Here is a 26,884-nt window from a genome sequence, read left to right as displayed (position 1 = left end):
GGGTCCAGCGCCTCGGCCGCCAGCCTGGCCGCACGCACGGTGAGCCAGAAGCCGTCGGCGAGGTGCGTCCGGGTCGACGCCGGGTGGTCGTCGACGCCGGCCTCGACCGCCAGCAGCTGCGCGGCGACGTTGTAGGCGCTCGCCGGGACGACCTGCTCGTCGGGCCCCGGCGGGAGCAGCGCCGCCAACCAGCCCTCGGAGGCCGCCGTGCGGCGGGTGATGCGCAGGTCTTCGTCGAGCGTCAGCACGACGGGTCCCACGTCCTCCCGTTGGGGAGTCGCGGGCTCGACGAACGTGCGCGCCTGGCACCGACGCAGCGCGGTCGTCGACGAGGGAGCGAGGCCGGCCAGGAGGTCGGCGTCGGTGCGTCCGAACGGCCCGCTCGTGTCGAAGCGCCAGAGGTCCAGGAAGCCCCAGCAGCCGAACTGGTCCGCGAAGACGGTGGACGCGACGTCTCGGACCCCGTACCGGCTCATCACCTCGCGCCACACCCGGCTGCGGGCCAGGTCGCCGCCCACCAGGTCGTCCAGGCGCCCGGTGGGGGACGTCCCGCGCTTCAGCACGGTCCAGCGGTTGAGCGGGGTGGCGTACTTCGCCCTGATGAGCGCAGGCAGCTCCGGCAGGCAGGGGACGTCGGCGAGCGGTGCCACGCCCACCGTGGTCACCGGGTCCGTCAGCAGCCAGACGTATGCGTCGAAGCCCACCTCGTCACGCAGGACCGCGAGGATTCTGCGGCGCAGGTCGGTCGAGTCCAAGGGCACGTCGGCGAGCGCCTCGATGTGCTCGCGCGCTCGCGTCCGGCCCCACCTGCCAGGCATGGCAGGAGCGTATGCCCGCGGGGGTCGCGCACCGCTTCGCCCGACGGCCCGGCCCATCCCAGGTTCCTGGGATGACGGTCGCCTCACTCGGCGACCTACCCTGCCGGTCACGAGCGACCCCGGAACCGGCAAGGAGGGCCCATGACCACACTCCGCATCGAGCACCCGATCCACGACTACGACCTGTGGAAGACCGCGTTCGACCGCTTCGAGGACGCGCGCGCGAAGGCCGGAGTACGCAGCTACGCCATCCGCCGGCCGGCCGACGACCCGCACTACCTGATGGTCGACCTGGAGTTCGAGACCCACGAGGGTGCGGCGGCGTTCGAGACGTTCCTGGAGCAGCGCGTGTGGTCCTCGCCGACCGCCGCGCCGGCACTGGCCGGCACGCCGCGCACCCGCATCCTGGACCTGCTGCGCACCGAGACCCTCCCACCCACCGGCTGACGAACGCCCGCCTCACCGAGCAGGTGGCTGCTGCGCGGCCGTCCCGGACCGGTTCCAGCAGCCATCCGCTCGGTGACGGGCCGAGGGTGAGGGGGCCGAGGGTGAGGGGGCCGGGGGTGAGGGGCCGGGGTGGAGGGCGAATACCGGCCAGCACGGTTGTCTCGGATCGTAGGACGGGTATCCCATCATCCGGGTCCTTCGCTGCGCCCCGGCCTGGCGCTGCTGGACCTGGGCTGCGGGCCCGGGACGATGGGCGGTGCGCGCCTGCCGGACCCCGGCGTCAAGGACGCGTCAAGATCGCTGATCGGTGCGGCATCGGGCTCGGAGAATCGAGAGGTGGCCACCGCCTGGACGTCCGACGCAGAGTCCCCCGTCGCGCTCGCCGAGGGTCCTGTTCTCCCCGAGCCGCCCGGCTACCGGCTCAAGCGCCGCCTGTTGGGCAAGGCGCTCACCCGTGACCAGCTCCAGCACGAGCGGCTGAGCAAGCGCCTCGCGCTCGGCGTCTTGTCGTCCGACTGCATCTCCTCCTCGGCGTACGGCTCGGAGGAGATGCTGGTCATCCTGCTGCCCGCCTTCGGGATCGCGGCGTTCACGATGCTGCTGCCGCTCACCGTGGTCATCCTGGGCGTGCTGGCCATCGTCACGTTCTCCTACCGCGACGTGGTGTCGGTCTACACGAAGACCGGTGGCTCGTACGTGGTGGCCCGCGAGAACTTCGGCCCGGCGGTGGCGCAGATCGCGGCCGTGGCGCTGATGCTCGACTACATCGTCACCGTGGCGGTGCAGGCCGCGGCCGGGACCGCCGCGGTCACCTCCGCGGTCCCGGCGCTGGCGAGCTGGTCCCTGTGGATCACCGTCGGCGTGGTGCTCGTGCTGTTCTACGGCAACCTGCGCGGGATCCGTGAGGCCGGAAGGGCGTTCGCGTTCCCGACGTACTTCTTCCTCGCGTCGATGACCGTCGTCATCGTCACCGGCGTGGTCCGCGAGCTGCTCGGCGACCTGCCGCACTACGACCCGATGACCTCGCCGGGGGCGTTCCCGGTCGGGCACGGCTCCTCGCTGCTGACCTTCGGCGCGATCTTCATCCTCATGAAGTCGTTCGCCAACGGCGGGTCGTCGCTGACCGGGCTGGAGGCGATCTCCAACGGGGTCAGCACCTTCCACACCCCGCAGGGCCTCAACGCGCGCAAGACCCTGGTCGTCATGAGCTCGGTGCTGGCGTTCCTGGTCGCCGGGGTGTCCTGGCTGGCGCACGAGACCCACGCGGTGCCCTACGAGTCGGGCTCGCCGACCGTGATCTCCCAGGTCGCCAAGGCCGTCTTCGGCGACGGCGCCGTGGGCCACGTGCTCTTCCTGCTGGTGCAGACCGCGACGATGCTCATCCTCTACACCGGCGCCAACACGCCGTTCAACGGCTTCCCGTTCCTGGCGAACTTCGTGGCCGGAGACGGGTTCCTGCCCCGCTGGCTGACCAAGCGCGGTCACCGGCTCGCCTTCTCCAACGGCATCATCGTGCTGACGGTGGTCTCGCTGGCGCTGATCATCGGCACCGGCGCCCACGTGGACAAGCTGGTCGCCTTCTACGCGATCGGCGTCTTCACCGGCTTCACCCTGGCCGGCTTCGGGATGGCCCGGCACTACCAGACCTACCGGCAGGGCCGGTGGCGCGCCAAGGTCGGGCTCAACCTGGTCACCGGCGCCGTCTCGGCCCTGGTGGTGGTCATCTTCGCCGTCACCAAGTTCACCGAGGGCGCCTGGCTGGTCGTGCTGGTCTTCCCGGTGATGGTCGTCGTCCTGCTGCGCCTGCACCGCACCTACCAGCGCGAGGCGGCCCTGCTGCGGGCGTCGCCCTCCGCCGTGCCCGCGGCCCGGGCGGCGCGCAACGTCGTCCTCGTGCTCGTGGACAGCGTGGACCTCGCCGTCATCCGGGCGATCCGGTATGCGCGGACCTTGCGTCCCAGCGAGATCCGCGTGGTGCACTTCGTCATCGACTCCGCCCACGCGGAGGTGCTGCAGCGGGAGTGGGACGCCCAGCCGGGCCTGGACCTGCCGCTGGAGCTGGTCGACTGCCCGGACCGGCGGCTGCCGCGGGCCGCGCTAGAGCTGGTCGACCGGGTCCTCAGCTCCGGGGAGTCCACCCAGGCGACCGTGCTGCTGCCCCGCCGCTCCTACGGCGCGCTGCTCGGGCGGCTGCTGCACGACCGCACCGCCGACGACATCGCCGCTGCCGTCTCCCAGGTCGCGGGCGTGGCGGCGACGATCGTGCCGTTCGACGCCTCCCGCGCGCCGTGGCGGCGGGTGCAGCACGAGGCCGAGGCCGCGCTGGCGTCCGGGACAGGCGACCGGAACGGCGCCGGGAGTCGCAGGGAGGGTGCCGCCGTCGCGACGATGACCGCGCCGGAGGGGTGCGTGCCGATCGCGCAGGCGCCCCATCGCCGCACGGCGGTGCTGCAGGGGCGGATCCGCTCCTGCGAGGTCTCGCCGATCTCCGGCAGCCCTGCGCTGCGCTGCGAGCTCGTGGACGACTCCGGCGGGGTGACCCTGCTCTTCTACGGGCGGCGCGCGATACCGGGGATCGAGCCGGGGGCGAACGTCCGGGTGGAGGGGCGGGTGGGCGACTACCGCGGGCACCTGGCCATGGCGAACCCGATCTACCGTCTCCTCCCTCGGGACGGGGCTGTCCCCGCCACCTGAGCGGGTTGGCAGACTGGGCGCCATGACGTCCTACGAAGCCGCCTCCGACCGCTACGAGTCCTCGATGCAGTACCGCCGCTGCGGCAGCAGCGGCCTGAAGCTCCCCGCGATCTCGCTCGGCCTGTGGCACAACTTCGGCGACGACAAGACGCTCGACAGCCAGCGCGCGATCCTGCGCCGCGCCTTCGACCTGGGCATCACCCACTTCGACCTGGCCAACAACTACGGCCCGCCGTACGGCGCCGCCGAGCGCAACTTCGGCACGATCTTCGCCCAGGACTTCGCGCGCTACCGCAACGAGCTGGTCATCTCCAGCAAGGCCGGCTGGGACATGTGGCCCGGGCCGTACGGCGAGGGCGGCTCGCGCAAGTACCTCCTGAGCTCCCTGGACGACTCGCTGGCGCGGATGGGCCTGGACTACGTCGACATCTTCTACTCCCACCGCTTCGACGCCGAGACGCCGATCGAGGAGACGATGATGGCGCTCGACCAGGCGGTGCGCTCGGGCAGGGCGCTGTATGCCGGCATCTCCTCCTACTCGGCGAAGAAGACCCAGGAGGCGGCGACCATCGCCCGCGAGCTGGGCACGCCGCTGCTGATCCACCAGCCGTCCTACTCGATGCTCAACCGCTGGATCGAGAAGGGCCTGCTCGACGAGCTCGAGTCGCAGGGCATGGGCTGCATCGTGTTCACCCCGCTCGCGCAGGGGCTGCTCACCGACCGTTACCTCAACGGCGTCCCGGCCGACTCGCGCGCGGCGCAGGACAAGTCGCTGCTGCCGGAGCATCTCGACGAGAAGGTGCTCGGGCACGTGCGGGCGCTCAACGAGATCGCCGGCCAGCGCGGGCAGAAGCTGGCGCAGATGGCCCTGTCGTGGGCGCTGCGTGACCAGCGGGTCACCTCGACGGTGATCGGTGCCTCCTCGGTGCAGCAGCTGGAGACCAACGTCGGCGCGCTGGCCAACCTGACCTTCACCGACGAGGAGCTCGCCGCGATCGACCAGGACGCGGTCGAGGCCGGCATCAACCTCTGGGCCGGCGTCACCGAGGACTGAGACCAGGGTCCCACCACGGGAGGGGGCGCGCATGGCACGGGAACAGCTGCAGCTGACGACCGACTACCTCGCGCCCTCTCCGCTGTGGATCCGTGGCGGGTGCGTGGGGGACCCGCGCCGGCTCGGGGTCTCGGCCGCGCTCACCGAGCGGCTGCTGGCCTGGCAGGCGGACTTCGACGAGCACTTCCACTGGGACCGCGGGTGGGACGCATCCGAGTCCGCCGAGGCGTGGGCAGCCCGTGGCCCGCGGCTGCTCGAACCTCTCCAGGCCGAGCTCGGGGACCGCTACGAGGTCACGCTCGACCTGTGGCCGATGGACCCGGGCGGCTTTCCTCCGGCGTGAGCCGGAAGACCGGGTGGTCGGCGGGATCGGGCCGCTTGCGGAAGTAGACCCCGACCGTCCACCCGGCCTTGCGCCGCCAGGCCCGCAGCACCGCCGGGCGCTGGTCGACCGGCACCTCGACCGTGGTCCAGGCCGTCGTGCGACCGCGCTGGGTCAGGGTGAGACGGCCGGCCGCGCGGACGTTGTGCACCCAGTCGGAGTCGCCGTAGGGCGAGACGAGGTAGCGGTGACCGGCGACGTCGACCGGCACGACCGGCATACGGTGCGGGCGGCCGCTGCGGCGCCCGGCCACCTCCAGGGTGTGCACGTCCCACCACGTCGTGCGGCGCACCAGCGGGTTGAACACCCGCGTGGTCAGGGCGGTCGGCCGCAGGCGCGGCACCGGGTCAGGCCGGGGTGAGCCGGAACAGCGGGTGGTCGGCCGGGTCGGGCAGCTTCTTCCAGTACTGCTCCACCTCCCGGCCCGCCTTCTTGCGGTATGCCGTGATGACCGGCTCGCGCTCGGCCACCGGGACCTCCGTGACGGTGTAGTCGCGCAGGTCGCCCTTCTGCCCCAGGCCGACCCGGCCGGCGGCGCGGACGTTGCGCACCCAGTCGGACTCACCGCGGGTCGAGACGATGTAGAGGTGGCCGTCGACCTCGACCGGGATGACCGGGAGGTCCTGGTTCCGCGCGCTGTTGCGTCGCGAGACCCGAAGGGTGTGAACGCCCCACAAGGTGGTGCGCATCGCGACCTTGTTGGCGACCTTGACGGTGAACGAGCCGGGCTTGAGGTAGGCCATGGCCCCATCCTCGGGTCGGGGCGCGCCCGCGTCGACCGGTTTGGCCGACTCCGGGATGGACCACTCCCGACCGGACACGGCTTGACCCGCGTTCGGGGGCGGTCCGGGCCGCGAAACGCGGGTCAAGCCGTGTTCTCTGGGCAGTGATGGCGGTCGGGCTTGCCGCGGTGGCCGACCGCCGTGTAGGCATCGCGGGTGCCGATCGCCGACTGGTTCCTGTCCGCCGACGAGCGCGGCAACCCCGCGACCCGCCTGGACAGTCGCCACCCCGACGGGCGGGCGTGGACGTGCGGCAACACCGTCACCCCGCTGGTGCACGGCGCGACGTACTTCGCCGAGCTCGACCGGCGGGTGCGGCAGATGGGCGACGGCGACCTGCTGCTGTTCACCGACTGGCGGGGTGACGCCGACCAGCAGCTGCTCGGCAAGGACGGCAGCGAGGTTGCCACCCTGCTGGGCGACGCCGCCCGGCGCGGGGTCGACGTGCGCGGCCTGGTGTGGCGCTCGCACTGGAAGCGCCTGTCCTTCGCCGCGGAGGCCAACCGCACCCTCGGCGACCTCGTCAACGAGGCCGGCGGCCAGTGCCAGCTCGACATGCGGGTGCGTCCCGGCGGCTCGCACCACCAGAAGCTCGTGGTCCTGCGCCACCCTGGCCGCCCCGAGCTCGACGTGGCGTTCGTCGGTGGGCTGGACCTGTGCCACAGCCGCCGCGACGACGCCGACCACGCCGGCGACCCGCAGCGGCAGCCGATGGCGAAGGTCTACGGCGAACGCCCGCCGTGGCACGACGTGCAGGTCGCCCTCACCGGGCCGGTCGTCGGCGACGTCGAGACCGTCTTCCGGGAGCGCTGGGAGGATCCCCAGCCGCTCAGCCGCAGCCCCTGGCGCCGGGCGCAGGACCGGGTCCGCGGCGTCCAGCCCGACCGGGTGACCCCGCTGCCGGAGCAGCTGCCCGACCCGGAGCCGACCGGCGAGCTGGCGGTCCAGCTGCTGCGCACCTACCCCTTCCGGCGCCCGGGCTACCCGTTCGCGCCCCAGGGGGAGCGCAGCGTCGCGCGCGGCTACCGCAAGGCGCTCGGCCAGGCCCGGCGCCTGGTCTACGTCGAGGACCAGTACCTGTGGTCCACCGAGGTCGCCCGGCTGCTGGCCCGAACGTTGCGCGCCAACCCCGAGCTGCACCTGGTCGCGGTCCTGCCGCACCACCCCGACCAGGACGGGCGCCTGGCCGTGGCCCCGCAGCTGCTCGGTCGCCAGACCGCGCTGCGCATCCTGCAGCGCGCGGCACCCGGCCGCGTCACGGCATACGGCGTGGAGAGCCCGGCCGGCGTGCCGGTCTACGTCCACGCCAAGGTCTGCGTCATCGACGACACCTGGGCCTCGGTGGGATCGGACAACTTCAACCGGCGCTCGTGGACGCACGACTCCGAGATCGCCGCGGCCGTGCACGACCCCGGCGGCTACCCGCAGCGGCTGCGCCTCGCGCTGGCCGCCGAGCACCTCGACCTCGAGGACGCCTCCGCGCTGGCCGACCCGGCCGAGACGCTCGCGGCGTTCGCCCGCTCGGCGCAGTGCCTGCAGGCGTGGCACGACGGCGGCCGGGTCGGCCCGCGCCCGCCCGGCCGGCTGCGCCCGTTGACCGAGCACCACGTCAGCGGGTGGACGCGGGTGTGGGCCGGGGTGTTCTACCGGCTCGTGCACGACCCCGACGGCCGGTCCTGGCGCCAGCGCCTGCGCCGCGCGGACTGAGGACGCACCGGGGCGCACAGGGACGCGGAGCATCATGGCCCGCGTGCTTCCCCCGCCGACCGCCTCGAGCTGGCTGACCGCCTGGACCGCGGACCCCGTCGGCATCGCCCTCGGAGTGCTGCTCCTGGCCGGGTATGCCGTGTGCCTGGTCCGCCTGCACCGCACCGGACGCGCGTGGTCGGGGTGGCGCGCGCTGGCGTTCGCCGTGCTGGGGGTCGGGACGTTGGTCTACGCCACCTGCGGGGTGCTCGCGGTCTACCGGGGCACGCTCTTCTGGATGGCCGCGGCCCAGGCGACGGTGCTCTCGGCGGTGACGCCGCTCGGCCTGGCGCTCGGCGACCCGGTCACGGTGTCGGCGAACGCTCTGGGGGACAGGGGTTCCGGCCGGCTGCTGGGCGTCCTCCGCGGGCGGGTGGCACGGGTGCTGATGTTCCCGCTGGTGAGCTCGGCGGTCGCCGTCGGGGCCCTGGTGGCGGTGTTCTTCACCCCGTGGCTGGCGGACTCGGTGGCCAGTGCCGGGGTGCGCGAGGTGCTCTACCTCGTGCTGTTGGGGACCGGCGCGCTGTTCGTGCTGCCGCTGCTGGGCGAGGAGATGCTCCCGGCGTGGTGCACCCACCCGGTGCGGGCGCTGTTCGCGTTCGTCGACGGCCTGGCCGACGCCGTGCCCGGCATCCTCGTGATGACCGCGCCGACCCTGCTGGCGGCCGGCGTGCCCGGCTACATGGACCGCACCTGGGGGCCGGACCCGGCCTGGGACCAGAAGCTCGGCGGCGGGGCGATGCTGGGCATCGCCGAGAGCGTCGGCCTGCCGTTCCTCTTCGCCGTGCTCATCGGCTGGGTGCGCGCCGACGCCGCGGAGGCGCGGGCCGTCGACGCCGAGCTGGACGCCCGCGAGCGTGCGCCGCAGCAGGTGCAGGCCGCGGAGGGTGTCGCCGAAGAGGGCGCCGCCCCGTCCGAGCCGGCGCGTGAGCGGCCGTGGTGGGAGACCGACCCCCGGTTCCGGGACCAGTACCGCTGACCAGGCCGCGAACGCGACGATCGTCGGCGCGTTTGCGGGCGCTTTTCGCGCGCAAACTGCCGCGACGATCGTCGCGTGGCCCGCGTCAGGACGTGCGGCGGTAGATGCGCGCCTCCCACGGGCGCAGCACGATCGGCCCGGCGTCCGGCACGTCGGGCAGGTTGCCCAGCAGCAGCTCGGACCCGGCCCACGCCTCGGCGTCGGGCACGTCGGCCGGTGCGTCCTCGCCGGAGAAGTTGCCGAGGACGAGCAGCTCGACGTCCTCCAGCCGGCGGGTGAACGCATAGACCCGCTCGTCGTGCGGGAGCAGCATGTGGAAGTCGCCGTGTGCGACGGCCGGTTCCTTGTGTCGCAGCTCGATCAGCCGCCGGTAGTGGTGGAACACCGAGCCCTCGTCAGCCACCGCTGCGGCGGCGTTGACCGTGGCGTGGTTGGGGTTGACCGCGATCCACGGCTCGCCGGTGGTGAAGCCGGCGTGCGGCGACTCGTCCCACTGCATCGGCGTGCGGGCGTTGTCCCGGCTCATGACGCGCAGTGCGGCCAGGACCTCCTCGGCGCTCTGGTGCCCCGGGTCGACCCACGCCCGGTAGTGGTTGACCGACTCGATGTCGCGGAAGTCCTCGATCGAGGCGAACGGCGCGTTGGTCATGCCGAGCTCCTCACCCTGGTAGACGTAGGGCGTCCCGCGGTGCAGGTGCAGCACCGTGCCGAGCATGGTCGCCGAGGTCACCCGGTGCTCGCCGTCGTCGCCGAACCGGCTGACGATGCGCGGCTGGTCGTGGTTGTTCCAGTACAGGCTGTTCCACCCGCTCTCGGCCAGGCCGGCCTGCCAGCGCCCGAGCGAGGCCTTGAGGTCGCGCAGGTCCAGCGGCCGCACGTCCCACTTCGAGTCGCCCTGGTCGAGGCCGACGTGCTCGAACTGGAACACCATGTCCACCTCGCGGCGGGCCGGGTCGGTGAACAGCCGGGCCTCGTCCACGGTGACGCCGGGCATCTCGCCGACGGTGAGGAACGCCCCGTCCCGCCCTGCGAACACCGCGGCGTGCATCTCCTGGAGGAACTCGTGGATCCGCGGGCCGCAGAGGAAGTGCGGGCTCCCGTCGCCGTGGTGGGCGCCCGGCCCCTGGTGGCCGTCCGGCAGCGCGGTGTCCTTGCTGATCATGTTGATGACGTCCATCCGGAAGCCGTCCACGCCCCGGTCGAGCCACCACCGCATCATCGCGTAGACCGCCTCGCGGACCTGCGGGTTCTCCCAGTTGAGGTCGGGCTGCTTGCGGCTGAACAGGTGCAGGTAGTACTCGCCGGTGGCCGCGTCCAGCTCCCACGTGGGGCCGGAGAAGAAGGACCCCCAGTTGGTCGGCTCGGCGCCGGGGTCCCCGGCGGCCATCCCCTCGCGCGGGCCACGCCACCACTACCAGTCGCGCTTGGGGTTGTCGGTGCGGGAGCGGGACTCCACGAACCACGGGTGCTCGTCGCTGGTGTGGTTGACTACCAGGTCCATGACCAGCTTCATCCCGCGGGCGTGCACCTGCGCCAGCAGCTCGTCGAAGTCGGCCAGCGTGCCGAACGTCGGGTCGATGCCCTGGTAGTCGCTGATGTCGTAGCCGTTGTCGTCCTGCGGCGAGGGGTAGACCGGCGAGAGCCAGATGACATCCACCCCGAGGGCGCTGAGGTGGTCCAGCCGGCTGGTGATGCCGGGGAGGTCCCCGATCCCGTCACCGTTGCTGTCGGCGAAGCTGCGCGGGTAGATCTGGTAGACCACCGCGCTCTTCCACCACTGGTCCTGGCCGTACCGGTCCCGCGTCGCCTCCGTCACCTGTCCGAGGGTATGGGGGCGCCACCACCGTCGCCAGAGTGAGTCCATCGCCGGCAAGGACACGCCAAAGGGGTATGGCGGGCCGGGCACCACGGGCGCAGACTGGCAGATGGTTCCCTTCCACACGGACGGAGGTGCCTCGTGCGAACCGAGACCGTCAAGGGGCCGGACTTCATCCCGGTCCTGTCCCGAGGCAAGCACCGCAGCCCCAAGCGTGGGGCGTGCTTCATGGAGTTCGCGTCCTATCTCGCGGGTGAGCACTGGAGCGACCACCCCAAGTGCACCCACCCCCTCCTGGGCGAGCTGGCCCGGCTGGTCAACGACCACATCTCCGACGAGGGCCGGGCGCGGCTGGTGCCGCTCGTCCCGACCGTCATCGGGCTGACCGGCAACGACCCGCACATCGATGCGCGGATCGCTCTCGGCGCCGCGCGCCGGGCGCTGCCGGTCGCCTCGGCCGAACGTCAGCGGGTCCTGGCCCTGGGCGTCTACGCCTGCGAGCGGGCGTTGGCGTCCCTGGACGGGCAGCCGGCCGGGACGATGTCGCAGGAGAGCAGGGACGTGCTGGCGGCCGTGCCCGAGGCCGAGCGCTGGGCCAGGCGGTTCCTGCGCGACGCCGGGCTCCGCTCGCCCGACCTGCGCCCGAGGGCCGCGCGCCGGTTGGTGCGCTGCTCGGTCGAAGGTGTGGCCGTGGCGTGCATCAGCGACCCGGACGCGTTGCTCGAGCAGCTCGTGGTCGGCGCGATCGCCGACTTCGGCCCGAGGCCGGCGGCCCCGGGCGAGGTCCCGGCGACGGCGCTGCGCCCGCCCGAGCGCACCCGGCACACCACCGGGATGTGGCGCAGCTCCTGACGCCTCGCAGTGGCCCCTGACCGGGCGGACTCGTCCGGCCGGTCAGGGGCGGCGGGGTCAGGCGGGTTGCAGGGCCTCGACCTCCGCGGGGGCCGAGGCGACGCGGTGCTGCTCCGCGCGCAGCAGCGGGGCGGCGGCCAGTGTCAGCGCCGTGGCGAGGACGCCTGCCGTCACGGTGACCCCGAACGCTGCGGTGTGGCCGCTCGCGTCGGCGAGCCGGCCCGCGACGCTCGACCCCACGGCATACCCCATGCCCGTCGCCCCGGCGAGCACGGTCATCGCGGCGCCGGTGCGCCGGGGCGGGGTGATCCGCTCGGCGAGGGTGAACACGCTGATCATGTAGGGCGCCACGGCCAGGCCGAGCACGCCCAGGGCCAGCGCCAGGGCCGGCAGGGTGTTGACGGCAAGCAGCGGCAGGGCCAGCACGAGCAGCCCGGCGGCGAACACGCGCAGGCGCTGCTCGTAGGGGAACCGCTCGGGCAGCATCGCCACGGCGAGGCCGGCGACGACGCTGCCGACGCCGAGCAGGGCGTGCAGCCCACCGGTGAGCCCGGGCACCCCGGCGGCGGTGGCCATCTGGGAGGTGGCGGTCTGCGCGGAGCCGAAGACCGTGCCGATGATGAGCTGGGCCAGGCAGAGCAGCACCAGGCTGCCGGTGAACAGCCGGCCCCGGGTGTGGGTGGCGGCCTCCCGGGCGCGCCGGACCAGGTGGGCGGTCGGGTGCAGGGCGAACCACGAGCCGAACACGGCCAGCACCGCTGCTGCGACGACGAGTGCAGCGGCGGGGGCGACCACCGTGGCAGCGGCCCCGACGAGAGCCGGCCCGACGACGAACGAGGCCTCGTCGGCGGCCCCCTCGTAGGAGAAGGCGACGTTGACCAGCCGCGGCTGGTCCGCGCCGGCGTGGCGGGTGATCGGGCGCCAGCGGACGCGGGCCAGCGGGCCAACCTGGGGCATGAGCAGGCCGGTCAGCGCGGCGGCCGCGGCCTGGGCCGGCCAGGGCGCGCCCGCGGTGGCGAGCAGGACGAGGGCGGCGAGCCCGGCGGCTCCGGCCAGTGACTGGGCGAGGACGACGGCGCGCTGCCCGACCCGGTCGGCCAGGGCGCCGGCCACGGGGGAGCCGACCGCGTTGGCGACGGCCAGCGCACCCGCCGAGGCGCCACCGGCGCCGTAGCTCCCGGTGGACCCGGCGACGAGCAGGAGGGTGCCGAGCTGGCTCATCGCCAGCGGCAGGCGGCCGAGGAAGGCCACGAGGACGTAGGTGGGTCCGGACAGCGCGAACAGCTGCCGGTAGGACGTCAGGGGTGACATGCGCGGGGCTCCAAGGGTGCGGCGGGGCGCACGTCCTCCCACCCAACAGACGTGCACATGACCCTGAGCTGCACAGAATTGTACCGGCGGCCGGGAGAGCCTCCGACCGCCGGTACCTTCCCCCGGATCGATGCGCCTGACCGACCGTGGTCGGCCGGGACGCGTTCAGGCGTCGATCCGAGACCCCCAGAACTTGCCGGTGCCTGTCCCGACCTGCTTGTGCGTCTTTGCGTCCCAGATGGTCACCGAGTAGGTGCCTGAGACCCGGTCGCCGTCGACCTTGCCGTGGGGCCGCACCCGGACCACGACCGCCGGGCTGCCGTTGTCGCCCGGCTGGCCCGCCCAGAACGTCGCGTGGAACGAGGACGCCGAGCCCGACCAGGACCCGGCGCCGGGCGTGCCGACCGGGTCGATGTCGATGACCTGGAAGACCCCGCCCGGGGCGAAGGTCACCACGGCCTGGGTCTCGTCCGGCGGCGCCGGCGGGTTGTCACGGTGCGTGATCAGCCACCCGCCGAGGAGGCCGCTGGACGCGGCGTCCGCGGGGGCCGCAAGGACCACGCCGCCAAGGGTTGCGGCACCGGCAGCGACGCCGGCTCCGCGCAGCATCCCCCTACGGTCCACAACGTGTTCGGCCATGACCTTCCTCCTTCGCCGAGCGGCCTGACCAGGCCCACGCTTCTCCGCCCCAAGAGGGCCCGGATCCACCAAAAGTGGGACGTTCAGCGCATGCCGGGAGGCGTCGGGTCACCCCCATGACGTGCCCGTCAGGCGCCGGCGCAGCAGGGGCTGCGCGGCCGCGAGCAGCAGGCTGGCCGCGGCGCAGCCCGACCACAGCCCCGGCGGGCCGGCGGCGGTGAGCACCGCGGTGCCCAGCAGGGGTGCGACGAAGGCCGCGACGCCCCAGCTCGTGCCGTACGCCGCGAGGTAGCGACCCCGTGCCGTCGCCGGTGCGATCGCCGCGACGACGGTGTAGATCCTCGCGAACAGGACCAGGTCGCCCAGGCTCCAGAGCACCGTGGCGGCAGCCAGGGTCAGGGCCGTGGTGGCGAATCCCGTTGCCAGCAGGCCGGATCCGAGCAGGGCGTAGCCGAGAGCCATCGCGGCGAAGTCGTCCAGCCCGGCGACCCGCCGCAGCCGCAGCGCGGGCCGGGCCGCGACGATGGTCAGCGCCGAGGTGGTGAGCAGCAGGCCGACCAGCGTGGCCGGCAGGCCCCGGTCGAGCACCGTCAGCGGCAGCGCGATGGTGACCTGCAGGTACGTGGTGGCGAAGACCGTGCCGGCGGCCAGGAGGGCGAGCAGGCGCCGGTCCCGCCATGGACCGGTATGCCGGGTGGTTGCGGTCGGCACCCGCCTGCCGGGAGCGCGGGGGAGGGCCAGCGCCACGACCACGGCACAGCCGAGGCACGTGGCGGCGTCCGCGACGAAGAGCCAGCGCAGGTCCCAGTGGGCGAGGGCCGAGGCGAGCAGGCCGGCGCCCATGCCGGCAGCGGCCAGGGCGGCGGCGAGCAGCGAGTACGCGGCGGGACGCTGCTCGGCGGTGGTCGCGTCGGCGATGAGCGCTTGGCTCGGGGGCTCGTAGAGCTCGAAGGCCAGCCCGAGCGCGACGGCGGCCCCGGCGGCCTGGGGCAGGGTGCGCGCGGCCGCGATGCCGAGCTGGGCGACCGCACAGCCGGCCAGGCCCAGCGTGATGGTGGCGCGGGCACCCAGGCGGTCGGCCAGGTGGCCGCCGAGCAGGCGCGAGGGGATGGTGGCCAGGCCGAACGCGGCCATGACCAGGCCGGCCGCGCGGACCGGGGCGTGGAAGGTCTGCACCAGGGTCACCGTGAGGAAGGGCAGGCTGAAGGCGCCGAGCCGGTTGACCGCGCGGGCAGCGACGAGCAGCCACACGGCGCGGGGGAGGGGCGGGTGCTGGCGCCTCACGGTTCTCCTGGTCCGAGCGTGACTGGTGTCGCGCCTATGATCAGTCACGACCTGACCAACCTAGGGAACCGGAGGTGACTGGTCAAGTGAACTTCGGCAGTCACGTGCTCAACCTGCTCGACGTGTGCGTGCGGCTGGTCAACGGCCTGACCGGCGGCGCCTCCGGGGGTGTGCCGGTCGAGGAGCCGCGGGGCGTCGGGCGGCGGGCCGCCGTCGTCGAGGCGCTCAGCGGTGGCGGGCGGATCACCCCCACGGTCAGCGCGCCGGCGGCCGAGCAGCTCGCGGCGACCGCGCGGCGGCTGCGGGTGGTGTTCGAGGCGGTCGATGGCGGGCAGGCTGACGCCGCGGCGGCGGAGGTCAACGCGCTGCTGTCCGACACCGGTGCGCGGCCCCAGCTCGACCGGCGCGACGGGCAGGGGTGGCACCTGCACTTCCATGGGGCCGATGACTCGCTGGCGCTGGGCTGGTCGGCCGGGTGTGCTGCCGCGCTGGCCCTGGCGCTGGGCAGTGACCTGGCCGGGCGGCTGGGGGTGTGTGCGGCCACCGTCTGCGACCGGGTCTATGTCGACCGGTCGCGCAACGCCAGCAAGCGCTTCTGCTCGACGGCGTGCCAGAGCCGGACCAAGGCGGCCGCCTTCCGGGCCAGGCGCTGACCTGTTGCCCGAAAGCCGTTGACGCGCGCCGCGCTGCCGTCCTAGGTTCACCCGATGTGAAGCATCTCTTTCAGGTTGGGAGTCGGAGCTGATGAGCGGCGACGTGCAGGTCCGGCCCACCACGCAGGCGGACCATGAGGCGTTCGTGCGGGCCGCGCTGCCGGCCTTCGGCACGGTTCCCGACGAGACGCCTCGGGCGAAGCAGTGGTGGCACGCGCTCGAGATGGACCGTGGGCTGGTCGTCGAGGACGACGGGCATCTGGTCGCCACGACCGGCGCCTACACCTTCGACCTGACCGTGCCGGGTGGGCGCCAGGTGCCGGTCGCCGGGGTCACCTGCGTGTCGGTGCTGCCGACCCACCGGCGCCGGGGCCTGTTCACCGCGCTGATGCGCCGTCAGCTCCAGGACCTGCGTGACCGCGGCGAGGCGGTGGCCGTGCTGCTCGCCTCGGAGGCCACGATCTACCGGCGCTGCGGCTACGGCCCGGCGACGACCGCGCAGACCTGGACCATCGAGACCGCCCGCGGCGCCTTCCTCGAGCCGGTCACCGACGACGGCAGCCTCGAGCTGAGGGAACGCCGGGACGCGATGGCCGTGATGGCGGAGGTCTACGACGCCTACGCCCGGGTGCGGCACGGAGCCCTCGGTCGCCCCGAGCGGCTCTGGAAGGCTGGTGCGGGCATGCCGCCGGTCTCGACCGAGCACCGCTTCGTCATCGTCCACCGCGATGCCGACGGGGTCCCGGACGGCTACGCCAGCTACGCCATCCACGACGACCGGGCGGGCGGCAACGGCCGCACCCTGATCGTCGACGAGGTGGTCGCGTCGCAGGAGCGGGTGCGGGCGGTGCTGGCGCGCTACTGCCTCGACCACGACCTCGTCGACACGGTCCGCTTCGCCCGGGTGGCCGCCGACGACCCGCTGCGCTGGCGCCTCGCCGACATCCGTGCGGCCCAGACCGTCAGGAGCACCGACTGGCTGTGGGTGCGCCTCCTGGACGTGCCCGCGGCGCTGGCCGCCCGCGGATACACGGGGTCCGGGAGGCTCGTCCTGCAGGTGGAGGACCCGTTCTGCCCGGACCTGTCCGGCACCTTCGCCCTCGACGTCGAGGACGGCGAGGCCAAGTGTGCCCGGGTCGAGGACGCCACCCCCGACCTGCGGCTTGACGTCGCCGACCTCGGCTCGACCTACCTCGGAGGTGTCTCGTTCACCGGCCTCGTGCTCGGCGGGCGCGCCGACGAGCTCACGCCCGGAGCCGCGGCGCTCGCCGACCGGCTGTTCACGACACGCACGGCGCCGCTGTGCCTGTCCTGGTTCTAGGAGACTCGTGTTGACCCACAACGCTTCTGAGACAACGGTCTTCGAGACCGAGCGGCTGGTCGTGCGGCCATGGACCCACGACGACGCCGAGGACATCCTCGACACCTACTCACGCATGGAGGTCGCCCGCTGGCTCGGGGCGACCCCGCGCCCGCTGGAGAACCTCGACGAGGCCCACCTCGTGGTCGACCAGTGGGGCGGCCGCAGCGACCCCGACCCGACCTACGGCGTGTGGTGCGTGGTCGAGCGGGCCAGCGGCCGGCCGGTGGGCACCGTGCTGCTCGTGCCGCTGCGCGGCGGCACCAACGGCGAGGTCGAGGTCGGCTGGCACCTGCACCCCGACCACTGGGGCAACGGCTATGCCACCGAGGCCGCCCGGGCGGCGATCGAGCGTGGGTTCGCAGCCGGGCTCGGCGAGGTGCTGGCGGTCGTCAACCCCGACAACGACAAGTCGCAGGCGGTCTGCCGGCGCCTGGGTATGGAGCACCTCGGGCTCTCGGAGCAGTACTACGGGATCCCGCTCGAGGTCTTCCGCACGACCAGGGGCTGAGGCGGACCGTCCGGTTCGGGTGGAAATGCGTAGACTCGCGGCGTTCGGCAGGGGCGACCGGCCGCTGCCCCGTCCGAGGCAGGTGTGACGTGGGAGCCGGAGTCTTCCTGGCGGTGCTGGGTGCGATCCTGACGTTCGCGGTGCGCGTGGACGCGCCCGGCATCAACCTCAAGGTGGTCGGCGTGATCCTCATGGTCGCCGGCGGCGCGATCATCGCCTACGCGCGGCGCGGCAGCCGGCACGAGCGCGTCATCACCCGGGTCGAGCAGCCGGACGACCCGACCGCCCCGCCGCACACCGTCCAGCACGTGATCCGCGACGTCGACGTCGAGTGATCCGACCGGTCTGCCGTGTGGCTGGGACCCAGCCACACGGCATACCTGCGCTCAGGCCTGCGGGACCGAGGCGTTGACCAGCCAGCTGACGCCGAACTTGTCGACGCACATGCCGAAGATGTCGCCCCAGGGGGCCTTGTCCATCGGCATGGTCACGGTGCCGCCGTCGGCGAGCTTGTCGAACCAGCCGCGCAGGGTGGCTTCGTCGTCGCCGCTGAGCGACATGTTGAAGTTGTTGCCCGGCGTGTAGTCCATGCGCGCGGGCGTGTCGGAGGCCATGAAGACGATGCCGTTGTCGCCCTCGAGCTGGGCGTGCATCACCAGGTCGTCCTCGGCCGGGTCCTGGGAGGCGTGGAACTCCTTGAACGTCGAGATGTTCAGCGTGCCGCCGAAGACCGACTGGTAGAACTCCATCGCCGCGCGGGCGTTGTCCTTGAATCCGAGGTACGGGTTGAGCTGGACCGCCATGACTTCTCCCCATCGTGTGGCGTCGGTGCTGCCGGGGTGCCGGCGGCTTCAGCCTCGTCCTCCTCGCGGCGCGCGGCAAGGGCAAATGCCGCAGGCCTCCTGGTCCGGATGACGTGGGCCGGCAGCGTCCTGCGCCCTCAGGCCTCCTCGGGCGGGAGCACGGTCAGCACGCGCGCGATGAAGGAGCTGAACTCCTCGAGGTAGTCGCGCAGGAACACCTCGGTGCTCTCGTCGGTGACCTCGCCGTCGGGGGTGAACAGCCCCGGCTTGAACTGGATGTAGGCCTCGACCGCGTTCATCTGGGGCGAGTTGCAGAAGCTGAGGATGCTCTTGAGGTGCTGCTGGGCGACGGCGGTCCCGATGGCGCCGGGGGAGGCGCCGATGACCGCGGACGGCTTGCGCGCGAGCGAGTTCTGGCCCCAGGGGCGGCTGGCCCAGTCGATGGCGTTCTTCAGGGCGCCCGGGATGGAGCGGTTGTACTCCGGGGTCACGAAGAGCACCGCCTGGACGCTGGCGATCGCGTCCTTGAGTGCGGTGGCCTCCGCGGGGAACGCGCCGTCGAGGTCGCGGTTGTAGAGCGGCAGGTCCCGGATCGGGATCTCGGTCAGGTGCATCGACGGTGGGGCGAGACGGACGAGGGACTTGGAAAGGGTGCGGTTGATGGACTCCTCCGACAGGCTGCCGACGAAGTACCCGACCTCGTGCGTGGTCATGGATGGCCTCCCTTGCTGGATGGGTCACTCCAGTCTCCGACCGCCGGCGTCTCCTGTCCCGGGCATGCAGATCGGCCGAACGGCGGAGGTCCTCGCCGGACCGGTGGGTCGACCCGGGTCGGCCGAACGGACCGACGTCGGGCAAGCGCCGGACCGGGTGGGCCGCCGTCGCCAGACTGGCGAAGGCACCACGGCGAGGGGGTCGTGGCCGAGAGAGGAGCGCCTCATGGGGTATCGGTTCAACCCGCCGCCGAACTGGCCGCCGCTGCCGTCCGCCGACTGGACGCCTGCTCCCGGCTGGGCCCCGCACCCGTCGTGGGGACCGGCCCCGGCGGGCTGGAACCTGTGGGTCGAGGACCCGGCCTACGACGGTGTGCCCACCTTCGTCCCGCCGGCCGCGCCGGGGGTCTCCCCGGCCCTGGTGGCGCGGCTGCGGGGGATCGCGATCCGCAACGCCGTCCTCGGTGCGGTGATCATGCTCATCGGCCTGACGGTCAGCGTGTGGTCGTACGCCGCCGCCGGACAGGGCGGCCATTTCGTCGTGGCCTGGGGTGCCGTCGTCTTCGGCGGCTGGCGGTTCCTTCGCGGGCTCTACCAGCTGTCCAACCCGACCCGGATGCTCGTCCACGGGTGAGCCACCCGCGGGTATGCCGTGTGGCTGGGCCCCAGCCGCACGGCATACGCCTCAGGACCTGCTGACCTCGGCCAGCCACTCCTCGAGCAGCGCCCGGAAGTCCTCGGGGCGCTCGAGCGAGGGCAGGTGGGCGGTGTCCGTCCACACCTCGCGGCGGGCGCCGGAGACCTGGCCGGCCACGTCCCGGGCGGCGACGCAGATGGTCGGGATGTCCAAGCCGCCCTCGAGCACCAGGGTCGGCACCGCCAGCTCGCTGAGCCGCTCGGCGGTCGGGGGGTCGAGCTCGACCTCCTCGACGTCGTCCCAGTCAGCGGTGACCTCGAACGCCCGGCGCTGCATGGTGGCGACGAGGTCGCGGATCCCGGTCCGCGCGGGGTCGGCCTCGCGCTGCGGGCCGTCGACCCACCAGTCGAGGTTGGCCTGCACGGCCGCGTCGAGGTCGCCGCGGTCCATGGCCTCGCGCTCGGCGTCGAAGAAGCGGCCCAGCTCCGGGCTCATCTCGGTCATCAGCGAGCCGCCGGGGGCAGCGAGCAGGAGCGAGGCCACCAGCTCCGGGTGCTCCAGTGCGGTCTCGACGGCGACGCCGGCACCGAAGGAGCAGCCGACGAGGTGCGCCCGCTCCACGCCCAGCGCGGCCAGGGTGTCGGCGACGTCGTCGTGGTGGGCGAAGGGCACGGCGGCCGGTCGCGACGCGGACTCGCCGAAGCCGCGCAGGTCCAGCCGCACCACGTCGTGCCTGCGGGTCAGTGCGGCCCACTGCGGCTCCCACATCCGGCGGTCCGCGACACCGGCGTGGACCAGGAGGACGGGGGTGCCACCGGTCGGGCCGGCGCGGTCGTAGGCGATGTCGGTGTCCGGGCAGACGGGCAAAAAGGCTCCTGGCGGATGCGGGTTCGGTCGGCCCAGTCAACCGGCCCGGCCCAGGTGCTTCAACCGGGTTTCGCCTCGCCGGTTCAGAGACCGAAGGCCGCGCGCATGCTCGCCGCCGAGGCCGCGCTGCCGAGCCTGGTCAGGCCGAGCATGTCCTCGGTCGTGGCCAGCAGGTTGTAGTGCGAGTAGAAGGTGCTCGATCGTGTCCCCGGCCGTGTGTGCGGCGCGATGACGATCGTGGCGACGTGGCAGGAGAGGTCCGTGGCGGCCTTGGTCGGGTCGAGGCAGTTCTCGCCCTGGTAGTTGAGCGTCGTGCTCTTGGGGCCGTTCCCCTCGTCCCAGGTGACGAAGATGGCGGTCCGGCCGGCCAGCCAGGTCGGGCTCGAGACGATCTTGGTGACCTCGCTGTTGAGCCACGCGTCACCGTTGCTGATCGCGCTGGAGACGGGGTTGTTGTGCATGTTGTGGGCGTTGTCGGCGGCGATGAACGCGAACGTCGGAAGCGTGTTGTGGCTCAGGTCGGTGGCGAGCTGGGTCTCGGGGACGTCCCACGCCGGGCAGGCGGCTGCGGTGTCGTTGAACCACTCCGGCGGGTTGTGGACCGTGCTGTAGTTGCCCGTGGTGGTGCGGTAGCAGTTCGCCGGCATGGACTGCAGGTAGGCCCGCCACGTCTTCCCCCGGCTGCGCAGCTGGCCGAAGATCGTGGGCGGCGTCGGCTTCGACTGCGTCCCCGAGACCATGGCCACGTAGTCGCCCAGCGAGTTGTGGGTCTCCGGGTGGAAGTTGGTCGCCAGGCCGCAGCGGGGGATGAGCGTCGTGTTGATGTACGGCGCGTACTTCGAGCCGACGACCGAGGCGTAGTTCTTGTCCTCCTCCACGATCCAGATCACGTGGTCGTAGGTCGCCGGGGCGGCGACCGCCGTCCCGCACAGGGATGCTGCTGCTTGGGCCTGCTGACCCGAGGTCGAGGTCATCCCGGCAGCGGCAAGCAGGACGAGCGCGGATGCGGCAATAGCGCGGCGGTACGACACGGACACCCCCAAGGTCAGGACGCGCGCACCCGATCCCACGACGTGCCGTGGGTCCCAGATGTGCGGCCGCCACGACCGTAGCTGTGGTGGCGCAGGGGGCGCCTCGCGCAGGATGCGTGCCTCGGGGCCATGTGAATGCGTCTTGACGGGAGCCCACCGGGTGCGCCGTTCGTTCAGGACTTTGTCAGATCCGCCGTGTCAGGGTCGGCGGGTGGCATCTGGCCCGCGGCAGCGCACGGGCCGGGCGACGCGGGATGCGCGGTTGAGGACGGCGGACAGGAGCACCGGTGATACTCGCTCGCATGGAGGCCTGCCGGGTGCTGCTCGTCGAGGACGACGACTCCCTGCGCCATTCGGTGGCCCGCGCCCTGCGCCGCCACCACTTCCGCGTGACCACGGCGCGGGACGGGCGGTCGGCGCTCGCGCAGCTGGAGGAGGACGGGGCTGACCTCATCGTCCTCGACATCGGCCTGCCCGACGCCGACGGTCGTGACGTCTGCCAGGCGTTGCGCGCCAGGGGTGACACCACGCCGGTGCTGTTCATGACCGCGCGGGGACAGGTGGCCGACGTGCTGTCCGGCTTCTCGGCGGGGGGTGACGACTACGTGTCCAAGCCGTTCGAGCTTGCCGAGCTCCTCGCCCGGGTGACCGCGCTTCTGCGCCGGGTCGAGTGGTCCCCGCCGGCGGACCCGCTGGCCCAGACCCACCTGGACCCCAAGGCGCACGCCCTCGTCTCAGCCACCGCCTCGGTCCCGCTCTCCCCGACGGAGTTCCGGATCCTCGCGGCCCTGATGGGTGCGCCCGGCACGGCGGTCCGCCGGCACCTGCTGTTCTCCGCGGCGTGGCCCGACGGCGCCAAGGTCAGCGACAACGCCCTGGACCAGTACATCGCGCGGCTGCGCCGCAAGCTTGCCGCCGCTGACCCCGAACGCCAGATCAAGACCATCCACGGCGTGGGCTACCGCTACTCATGAGAAGGAATCCGCGGAGCCTGCGTGCCGGGGTGTCGCTCGCGGCCACGCTGGCCCTGGCGGTGTGGGTGCTCCTGGCCACCGTCACCCTCAACGTGGTGCTGGACCAGCGGGGGCAGGCACAGGCCAATGCCGAGCTGGTTGACCGCGCGGACTCCGCGATGGCGACGGTGGAGGTCGGCGCGGCCGGGCGGGTCACGGTCAGCGACCCCAGCGACGACGCCCTCCTCGACGCCGGGACGTGGATCATCGCCGGCGGCCGCATCCTCGAGCAGCCGCCCGGGAACGCCTCGCTGGAACCCAGCGTCCAGGCCGTCGCCGCGACACCGGGGCGGTTCCTGGACGTGCCGGGGGACAAGCCGCTGCGCCTGCACTCGGAGGCCGTGCGCATCGACGGGCGGCAGGTGGCCACGGTGGTGACCTCGCTGTCGCTGGTGCCCTACCAGCAATCTGCCCACGCGGTGCTGGTCGGCAGTGCGGTGCTGGCGGTCGTGATGGTGGGCGCGGCCTACCTCGTGGCCCGGGCCAGTGTCACCAGTGCCCTGCGTCCGGTGCAGGAGATGACGTCCCAGGCGCAGGAGTGGGTCGACGTGGACGTCGACCGGCGCTTCGGCCCGGGCCCTCGACCCCGCGAGCTGGCCCTGCTGGCGGCCACGCTCGACGGGTGGCTGGCGCGCATGTCGGCGATGCTGCGCTACGAGAAGCAGCTCGTCGCCGAGATCTCGCACGAGCTGCGCACCCCGCTGTCCCGGATCCTCGTCGAGGCCGACCTCGCCGAGGAGGCGACGTTGTCCTCCGCGGCCGGGACGGGCGAGTCCCCGGCGACGCCGCAGTCCCTGGAGGCGGCACAGTCCCGGGAGGCGGCGTCGGCACTGGAGGCCGCGCAGGCCCTGGCCGCGATCGCCGACAGCGCCCGTGAGATGGAGGCGATCCTGGGAACCTTGCTGGCCACCGCCCGGACCGAGGCCGGGGGGCTGGCCGGGCGTTGTGACGCCGGGCAGGTGGTGCAGGGGCTGGCACGCCGGGCGGGTGAGGGTGCCCGGGTCCGCGTGGTGGTCCAGCCGCCCTTGCCGTCGGTGCCCGCAGCCGGGCTGGACGCCCTCGTCCTCGAGCGGGCCGTCGCACCGGTGCTGGAGAACGCGCTGCGCCACGCCGCGACGGAGGTGCGCATCCGGGTCACGAATGACGACCGGGAGGTCTTCGTCGACGTCGCCGACGACGGCCCCGGGGTGCCGGACGCGGTGCGGGACCACGTCTTCGAGCCGGGGCGGCGCGCGGCCGTCGGCGACGACCATGGCGGCGCAGGGCTGGGGCTCGCCCTGGCGCGGCGGCTGACCACCGCGGCCGGCGGCACGATCAGCCTGCTGGACACCGGTCAGGGAGCCACGTTCCGCCTTGCGCTGCCGCGGGGCTGACGCTGGTCGATGACCTCGACGGCCAGGTGCGGCCGGCGTGCCAGCCAGCTCAGCTCCCCTGCCTTCGGGAGGGGGTCGACGTCCTCCCCGGGCAGGAAGTGGACCGTGGTGCCCGTGGTCGGGCGCGCGGCCACCGGCTCCAGCCCGGTGACCGGTATGCCGTGCTCGTAGCGCTGCGTCCACGACCCGGTGCCGCGGTGGTTGGTGTGGACCAGCCACGCGGTGAGAGCGGCCACCACGGAGATGCCTCGCCGGGGGTGGCCTTCGGGCAGCGTCTCCGCCGCCTCCGTCGCGAGCGAGCCGAAGAACCGCAGGTCCCGCGTCGCCATGACCGGCTTGCGCACCGGGCGCCGTCGGCGTCGAGACGGGTGTCGGTCCCTCGCCCGTTGTCCGCCACGCTCACCGACCCGTCGGCATGCAGGGTGATCGTGCAGCGGCCCCCGGCCGAGGTGGCGGCCTCGTCGTCGATGGCCTCGTGGGTGGCTAGGTCGGGGGCTTGGTCGGCGGATTCGTCGGCGGCGTAGGCGACGACCTCGAGGGCCAGGTGCAGCACGCCGCCGGGTGGGTAGGCGGCCGGGTCTGCCCTGATCTGCGAGAGGTGTTCGGCGTCAACGGTTCTCGCCCAGTCGTGGGTGGTGTTGCGCCAGGGTGTCGAGTCGGCCACCCGTGGATTCTTGACTGTTGTCCCCTCCCGTCCTGCGGGCGCGCCCGCGGGAGGCACGGCATACCCGCTCGTTCGTCGGGTCGCTCTCCCCCACTGACCCGGCGGCAGGGCCAGGTTCGAAGGCATGGGTGAGGGGCGCGTGAGCGGGCAGGTGGACGACTACCGGGCGCGGGCTGGCGAGTACGACGACTTCTGGTTGCGGCGCGGTGCCTACGAGCTGGAGGGTGCTGCTCGCTGAGCTCGAGGCCGGTGACGGCGGCGATGCCTGAGTGTTGACCGCCTCGCTGAGCAGGTTCTCGCGGCCGGTCTGCGTGGGCCCCCGATTGGTGCACAGCTCGCAGGCGTAGCGTGACCGGTTGGCGCCCCCGCTCCCCGTGCGTACCCCCCTGCGCGCAGGTTGAGCGGGGGCGTCCTTGTGCTGGGGACGGCGGCGGCCTCGGGGCGTAGTCGCGGTCAGCTGGCCGCGAGGACGCGCTCAAGCGTGGAGTAGCCCGCGGGTTCCCAGGTCGACTTGGCCCCGGGCAGACCCAGCCTGCCGTTCTGTGCGATGTGCCAAGGAGCGTCAAGCCATCAGCCGCAGCCGGGGCAAACCTCATTCAAAGGCCAGCGGCTCGGGAGGCAAGGCTCGTCAGCGCGGAGGGCGACCGCTTCCGGCATCGGGTCCGTTGGTGATCTCGTCATCGTGCACGTCCTGGCGACGTCGCCCCGAGTCACTCGGTAGTGTCCACCGCTGTGCCAAGCTCGCCCTTCGTGACCGTTGACGTCTTCGCCGAACAGCGCTTCGGAGGTAACGCTCTTGCCGTGTTCACCGATGCTGCCGAGATCCCCGAGAACGTGCTGCAGCCGCTGGCGAGTGAACTCAACCTCAGCGAGACGACCTTCGTCCTGCCGCCGGACGATCCCGCGCACGCGGCTCGCGTGCGCATCTTCTGCCGCACCAGCGAGTTCGACTTCGCGGGCCACCCGATGGTCGGCACGGCCTACGTGCTCGCAGACCGGGCGCGAGACGGGCGGCTCACCTTCGAGGTGCGGGCAGGTGTCGTGGAGGTCGAACTACGCCATGACGCTGAAGGGCGTGTTCGCGGGGCAGCGATCACGGCGCCGCTCGCTTTGGAGGTCGGCGCCAACCACTCGGTCGACTCAATTGCAGCCTGCCTTGAACTATCCGCCGGGGACGTGGTCACTGAGCGTCATGAGCCCGTCGAGGCGTCGATGGGAAACGCCTTCGTGATCGTCGAGGTACGCGCCGAGGCGCTCACCCGGGCTGCGCCGAACTCTCCCGCCTTCCGTAGCGCCCATGCGGCCCGGCCCGGTCTCACCAGGGTGGCCGTCCTCGCCTACGCCCGGGATGGCGACGAGGTTCGGTGCCGTATGTTCACGCCCCTGTCCGGCACACCGGAGGACTCGGCGACCGGTAGCGCCAACCTGGCCCTCGCTGGTCTGTTGCTGCACCTGTCGGGCGGCGACCGCCTTGCGTTCACGTCGCTGCAAGGTGTGGAGATGGGCCGCCCGAGTCGACTGGAGCTGGAGGCCTGGAGCACCCAGGACGGCATCCGCGCCAGCGTTGCCGGCAGCTGCATCCCCGTCCTGCGTGGCGAGGCCGCCTTCGCCTGATTCAAAGATCGAGGGAAACCGTCCACGGTCGTCCCGAGGGGTCACGTTCGTGCTCAGGGCGCGGCCCAGCTGTCCACCCGGCGTGTGGGTTTGTGCAGCCGCTGTTGCCCTAGTCGTCGCAGCCGCACTCACACTCGCGACCATCGTCCACGCGTTCAATGGTGCCGTGGTGGGATCATTCCTCGGCGACGCCGTCGCACTTCAGGTCCGTGGGCCTGACATCGCCGCTGCGCGAGTCCGTCGGACTGGACTGGCTTCGGTTGCACGACCTGCGCCACGCCCTCGCCACATTCATGATCGCGACGGGGTCTGACCCACGCACGGTGATGAAGACGCTGGGCCACAGCCAGATCTCCCTGACCATGAACACCTACGCCCACGTCCAGCCCGACGTCGAGCGCGAGGCGATCGACCGGGTCGCAAGGTCTCTCTTTGGCTGACCGCGGAGTACACCCAAGGGGTTCCCGAACAGGCGTCGGGAACCCCTTGGCTGTATTTGTGGCTGTACGGGCCCCCGGCGATGCCCTCGTTAACAGGTTCACGAAGGCATCGCCGCAGGTGAAACGGGTGGGCCCCGTGGGGATCGAACCCACAACCCGCGGATTAAAAGTCCGCTGCTCTGCCAATTGAGCTAGAGGCCCGGGGGGTGGGGCTTTTAGTCGGGAGAACCCTCGGGACAACACCCGTGTAGTTCGACCCTGCTCGCACCCGCCGCGGCGCCAGTATGCCGCAGGCGCGCACTGGTGCCCTCGGTGGTGGGAGGAGCGTCGCCGCTACAGGTCGGGCCGAGCCGCTGGGCGATCGTTCGCTCCAAGGTGGCCCGCTGGGGCCGTCCCCCGCG

General features: G+C 72.7%; 27 protein-coding genes, 1 tRNA gene and 1 pseudogene. 16 read left to right on the top strand and 13 right to left on the bottom strand.

Features of this window, described 5'->3' with window-relative positions; genetic code table 11:
- Positions 1-818, bottom strand: an 818-nt coding sequence (locus ACXVGS_RS14155; protein WP_458537078.1) for a helix-turn-helix transcriptional regulator, incomplete at its 3' end; no start/stop codon positions are given.
- Positions 819-959: 141 nt separating this feature from the next.
- On the opposite strand from ACXVGS_RS14155, the gene ACXVGS_RS14150 reads away from it, so the two are divergent.
- The 4 genes from ACXVGS_RS14150 (at position 960) to ACXVGS_RS14135 (ending at position 5,356) form a co-directional block, all read left to right on the top strand.
- Positions 960-1,265: a hypothetical protein gene (locus ACXVGS_RS14150; protein WP_458537077.1), complete on the top strand. Its 306-nt coding sequence runs from the start codon at positions 960-962 to the stop codon at positions 1,263-1,265.
- A gap of 336 nt (positions 1,266-1,601) precedes the next feature.
- Positions 1,602-3,959, top strand: coding sequence for an amino acid permease (locus tag ACXVGS_RS14145; RefSeq protein ID WP_458537076.1), 2,358 nt, complete (start codon positions 1,602-1,604; stop codon positions 3,957-3,959).
- A gap of 22 nt (positions 3,960-3,981) precedes the next feature.
- Positions 3,982-5,013, top strand: coding sequence for an L-glyceraldehyde 3-phosphate reductase (mgrA, locus tag ACXVGS_RS14140; protein WP_458537075.1), 1,032 nt, complete (start codon positions 3,982-3,984; stop codon positions 5,011-5,013).
- A 31-nt stretch (positions 5,014-5,044) separates the two neighbouring features.
- Positions 5,045-5,356 (top strand): hypothetical protein, encoded by a 312-nt coding sequence (locus tag ACXVGS_RS14135; protein ID WP_458529412.1) that lies wholly within the window; start codon positions 5,045-5,047, stop codon positions 5,354-5,356.
- On the opposite strand, the gene ACXVGS_RS14130 is transcribed toward ACXVGS_RS14135, so the two are convergent.
- Together ACXVGS_RS14130 and ACXVGS_RS14125 are read right to left on the bottom strand one after the other, a co-directional pair.
- On the bottom strand, positions 5,307-5,738 hold the full coding sequence (locus tag ACXVGS_RS14130) for a nitroreductase family deazaflavin-dependent oxidoreductase (RefSeq protein WP_458533306.1): 432 nt from the start codon (positions 5,736-5,738) through the stop codon (positions 5,307-5,309). The two genes, ACXVGS_RS14135 and ACXVGS_RS14130, sit on opposite strands and share 50 nt — an antisense overlap.
- Before the next feature lie 4 nt (positions 5,739-5,742).
- Positions 5,743-6,138 (bottom strand): nitroreductase/quinone reductase family protein, encoded by a 396-nt coding sequence (locus ACXVGS_RS14125; protein ID WP_458529414.1) that lies wholly within the window; start codon positions 6,136-6,138, stop codon positions 5,743-5,745.
- Between the two features lie 195 nt (positions 6,139-6,333).
- On the opposite strand from ACXVGS_RS14125, the gene ACXVGS_RS14120 reads away from it, so the two are divergent.
- Both ACXVGS_RS14120 and ACXVGS_RS14115 read left to right on the top strand, forming a co-directional pair.
- Positions 6,334-7,884: a phospholipase D-like domain-containing protein gene (locus ACXVGS_RS14120; protein WP_458529415.1), complete on the top strand. Its 1,551-nt coding sequence runs from the start codon at positions 6,334-6,336 to the stop codon at positions 7,882-7,884.
- Positions 7,885-7,927: 43 nt separating this feature from the next.
- Positions 7,928-8,902 (top strand): cytochrome c oxidase assembly protein, encoded by a 975-nt coding sequence (locus ACXVGS_RS14115; RefSeq protein ID WP_458531817.1) that lies wholly within the window; start codon positions 7,928-7,930, stop codon positions 8,900-8,902.
- An 85-nt stretch (positions 8,903-8,987) separates the two neighbouring features.
- Here the strand turns inward: ACXVGS_RS14115 and ACXVGS_RS14110 are convergent.
- A pseudogene (locus ACXVGS_RS14110) lies at positions 8,988-10,766 on the bottom strand (glycoside hydrolase family 13 protein).
- A gap of 93 nt (positions 10,767-10,859) precedes the next feature.
- Between ACXVGS_RS14110 and ACXVGS_RS14105 the strand changes: the two are divergent.
- Positions 10,860-11,570 carry a hypothetical protein gene (locus ACXVGS_RS14105; RefSeq protein ID WP_458529417.1) on the top strand — a complete coding sequence of 237 codons (711 nt, stop codon included), beginning with the start codon at positions 10,860-10,862 and terminating at the stop codon, positions 11,568-11,570.
- 57 nt (positions 11,571-11,627) lie between these two features.
- Here the strand turns inward: ACXVGS_RS14105 and ACXVGS_RS14100 are convergent, their stop codons facing one another.
- The 3 genes from ACXVGS_RS14100 to ACXVGS_RS14090 form a co-directional block, all read right to left on the bottom strand.
- Positions 11,628-12,881, bottom strand: a complete 1,254-nt coding sequence (locus ACXVGS_RS14100) for an MFS transporter (RefSeq protein WP_458531818.1) — start codon at positions 12,879-12,881, stop codon at positions 11,628-11,630.
- 165 nt (positions 12,882-13,046) lie between these two features.
- Positions 13,047-13,520, bottom strand: a complete 474-nt coding sequence (locus ACXVGS_RS14095; protein ID WP_458529419.1) for a hypothetical protein — start codon at positions 13,518-13,520, stop codon at positions 13,047-13,049.
- A gap of 108 nt (positions 13,521-13,628) precedes the next feature.
- Complete coding sequence (locus ACXVGS_RS14090; RefSeq protein ID WP_458529420.1) at positions 13,629-14,804, bottom strand: MFS transporter; 1,176 nt, start codon at positions 14,802-14,804, stop codon at positions 13,629-13,631.
- A 74-nt stretch (positions 14,805-14,878) separates the two neighbouring features.
- On the opposite strand from ACXVGS_RS14090, the gene ACXVGS_RS14085 reads away from it, so the two are divergent.
- The 4 genes from ACXVGS_RS14085 to ACXVGS_RS14070 all read left to right on the top strand — a co-directional run bounded on the left by ACXVGS_RS14085 (position 14,879) and on the right by ACXVGS_RS14070 (position 17,663).
- Complete coding sequence (locus ACXVGS_RS14085; protein ID WP_458537074.1) at positions 14,879-15,457, top strand: CGNR zinc finger domain-containing protein; 579 nt, start codon at positions 14,879-14,881, stop codon at positions 15,455-15,457.
- 91 nt (positions 15,458-15,548) lie between these two features.
- Entirely contained in the window at positions 15,549-16,778 is a 1,230-nt protein-coding gene (locus ACXVGS_RS14080; protein ID WP_458529422.1) for a GNAT family N-acetyltransferase, read from the top strand.
- A 7-nt stretch (positions 16,779-16,785) separates the two neighbouring features.
- The gene (locus ACXVGS_RS14075) at positions 16,786-17,328 is read left to right on the top strand and encodes a GNAT family N-acetyltransferase (RefSeq protein WP_458538031.1); all 543 of its coding nucleotides are present in this window, start codon (positions 16,786-16,788) and stop codon (positions 17,326-17,328) included.
- A gap of 89 nt (positions 17,329-17,417) precedes the next feature.
- Positions 17,418-17,663 (top strand): DUF6458 family protein, encoded by a 246-nt coding sequence (locus tag ACXVGS_RS14070; RefSeq protein ID WP_331113270.1) that lies wholly within the window; start codon positions 17,418-17,420, stop codon positions 17,661-17,663.
- Between the two features lie 51 nt (positions 17,664-17,714).
- Here ACXVGS_RS14070 and ACXVGS_RS14065 read toward each other — a convergent pair whose 3' ends face one another.
- Positions 17,715-18,131 carry a VOC family protein gene (locus ACXVGS_RS14065; RefSeq protein WP_458531821.1) on the bottom strand — a complete coding sequence of 139 codons (417 nt, stop codon included), beginning with the start codon at positions 18,129-18,131 and terminating at the stop codon, positions 17,715-17,717.
- A gap of 137 nt (positions 18,132-18,268) precedes the next feature.
- Entirely contained in the window at positions 18,269-18,844 is a 576-nt protein-coding gene (locus ACXVGS_RS14060) for an NADPH-dependent FMN reductase (protein WP_458529425.1), read from the bottom strand.
- Positions 18,845-19,070: 226 nt separating this feature from the next.
- Here ACXVGS_RS14060 and ACXVGS_RS14055 point away from each other — a divergent pair, with 226 nt between their 5' ends.
- Positions 19,071-19,478 carry a hypothetical protein gene (locus ACXVGS_RS14055; protein WP_458529426.1) on the top strand — a complete coding sequence of 136 codons (408 nt, stop codon included), beginning with the start codon at positions 19,071-19,073 and terminating at the stop codon, positions 19,476-19,478.
- Between the two features lie 51 nt (positions 19,479-19,529).
- On the opposite strand, the gene ACXVGS_RS14050 is transcribed toward ACXVGS_RS14055, so the two are convergent.
- Together ACXVGS_RS14050 and ACXVGS_RS14045 are read right to left on the bottom strand one after the other, a co-directional pair.
- Complete coding sequence (locus tag ACXVGS_RS14050) at positions 19,530-20,348, bottom strand: alpha/beta fold hydrolase (RefSeq protein WP_458531822.1); 819 nt, start codon at positions 20,346-20,348, stop codon at positions 19,530-19,532.
- 83 nt (positions 20,349-20,431) lie between these two features.
- Positions 20,432-21,379, bottom strand: a complete 948-nt coding sequence (locus ACXVGS_RS14045; protein ID WP_458529428.1) for an alkaline phosphatase family protein — start codon at positions 21,377-21,379, stop codon at positions 20,432-20,434.
- A 287-nt stretch (positions 21,380-21,666) separates the two neighbouring features.
- On the opposite strand from ACXVGS_RS14045, the gene ACXVGS_RS14040 reads away from it, so the two are divergent.
- Positions 21,667-22,353 (top strand): response regulator transcription factor, encoded by a 687-nt coding sequence (locus tag ACXVGS_RS14040; protein ID WP_458529429.1) that lies wholly within the window; start codon positions 21,667-21,669, stop codon positions 22,351-22,353.
- Between the two features lie 29 nt (positions 22,354-22,382).
- On the top strand, positions 22,383-23,765 hold the full coding sequence (locus ACXVGS_RS14035) for an ATP-binding protein (protein ID WP_458531824.1): 1,383 nt from the start codon (positions 22,383-22,385) through the stop codon (positions 23,763-23,765).
- Here the strand turns inward: ACXVGS_RS14035 and ACXVGS_RS14030 are convergent.
- The gene (locus ACXVGS_RS14030) at positions 23,726-24,094 is read right to left on the bottom strand and encodes a hypothetical protein (RefSeq protein WP_458531825.1); all 369 of its coding nucleotides are present in this window, start codon (positions 24,092-24,094) and stop codon (positions 23,726-23,728) included. The two genes, ACXVGS_RS14035 and ACXVGS_RS14030, sit on opposite strands and share 40 nt — an antisense overlap.
- 1,085 nt (positions 24,095-25,179) lie before the next feature.
- On the opposite strand from ACXVGS_RS14030, the gene ACXVGS_RS14025 reads away from it, so the two are divergent.
- Positions 25,180-26,043: a PhzF family phenazine biosynthesis protein gene (locus ACXVGS_RS14025; protein WP_458529432.1), complete on the top strand. Its 864-nt coding sequence runs from the start codon at positions 25,180-25,182 to the stop codon at positions 26,041-26,043.
- A 209-nt stretch (positions 26,044-26,252) separates the two neighbouring features.
- A complete protein-coding gene (locus ACXVGS_RS14020) occupies positions 26,253-26,483 on the top strand; it encodes a tyrosine-type recombinase/integrase (protein WP_458529433.1) in 231 nt (76 codons plus the stop codon).
- A 128-nt stretch (positions 26,484-26,611) separates the two neighbouring features.
- Here ACXVGS_RS14020 and ACXVGS_RS14015 read toward each other — a convergent pair.
- A tRNA-Lys gene (locus ACXVGS_RS14015) sits at positions 26,612-26,684 on the bottom strand.
- Between the last annotated feature and the right edge of the window lie 200 nt (positions 26,685-26,884).

The organism is Oryzihumus sp. (assembly GCF_054325275.1).
Note: the sequence above shows the minus strand (reverse complement) of the source record. Positions and strands in the feature narration are given on the sequence as shown.

Bases quoted from the DNA above. Each gene is read 5' to 3' on its own strand.
- ACXVGS_RS14150 (WP_458537077.1), top strand. From the start codon at position 960: ATGACCACACTCCGCATCGAGCACCCGATCCACGACTACGACCTGTGG.
- mgrA (WP_458537075.1), top strand. From the start codon at position 3,982: ATGACGTCCTACGAAGCCGCCTCCGACCGCTACGAGTCCTCGATGCAG.
- ACXVGS_RS14135 (WP_458529412.1), top strand. From the start codon at position 5,045: ATGGCACGGGAACAGCTGCAGCTGACGACCGACTACCTCGCGCCCTCT.
- ACXVGS_RS14125 (WP_458529414.1), bottom strand. From the start codon at position 6,138: ATGGCCTACCTCAAGCCCGGCTCGTTCACCGTCAAGGTCGCCAACAAG.
- ACXVGS_RS14100 (WP_458531818.1), bottom strand. From the start codon at position 12,881: ATGTCACCCCTGACGTCCTACCGGCAGCTGTTCGCGCTGTCCGGACCC.
- ACXVGS_RS14095 (WP_458529419.1), bottom strand. From the start codon at position 13,520: ATGGCCGAACACGTTGTGGACCGTAGGGGGATGCTGCGCGGAGCCGGC.
- ACXVGS_RS14080 (WP_458529422.1), top strand. From the start codon at position 15,549: ATGAGCGGCGACGTGCAGGTCCGGCCCACCACGCAGGCGGACCATGAG.
- ACXVGS_RS14065 (WP_458531821.1), bottom strand. From the start codon at position 18,131: ATGGCGGTCCAGCTCAACCCGTACCTCGGATTCAAGGACAACGCCCGC.
- ACXVGS_RS14060 (WP_458529425.1), bottom strand. From the start codon at position 18,844: ATGACCACGCACGAGGTCGGGTACTTCGTCGGCAGCCTGTCGGAGGAG.
- ACXVGS_RS14055 (WP_458529426.1), top strand. From the start codon at position 19,071: ATGGGGTATCGGTTCAACCCGCCGCCGAACTGGCCGCCGCTGCCGTCC.
- ACXVGS_RS14030 (WP_458531825.1), bottom strand. From the start codon at position 24,094: ATGGCGACGCGGGACCTGCGGTTCTTCGGCTCGCTCGCGACGGAGGCG.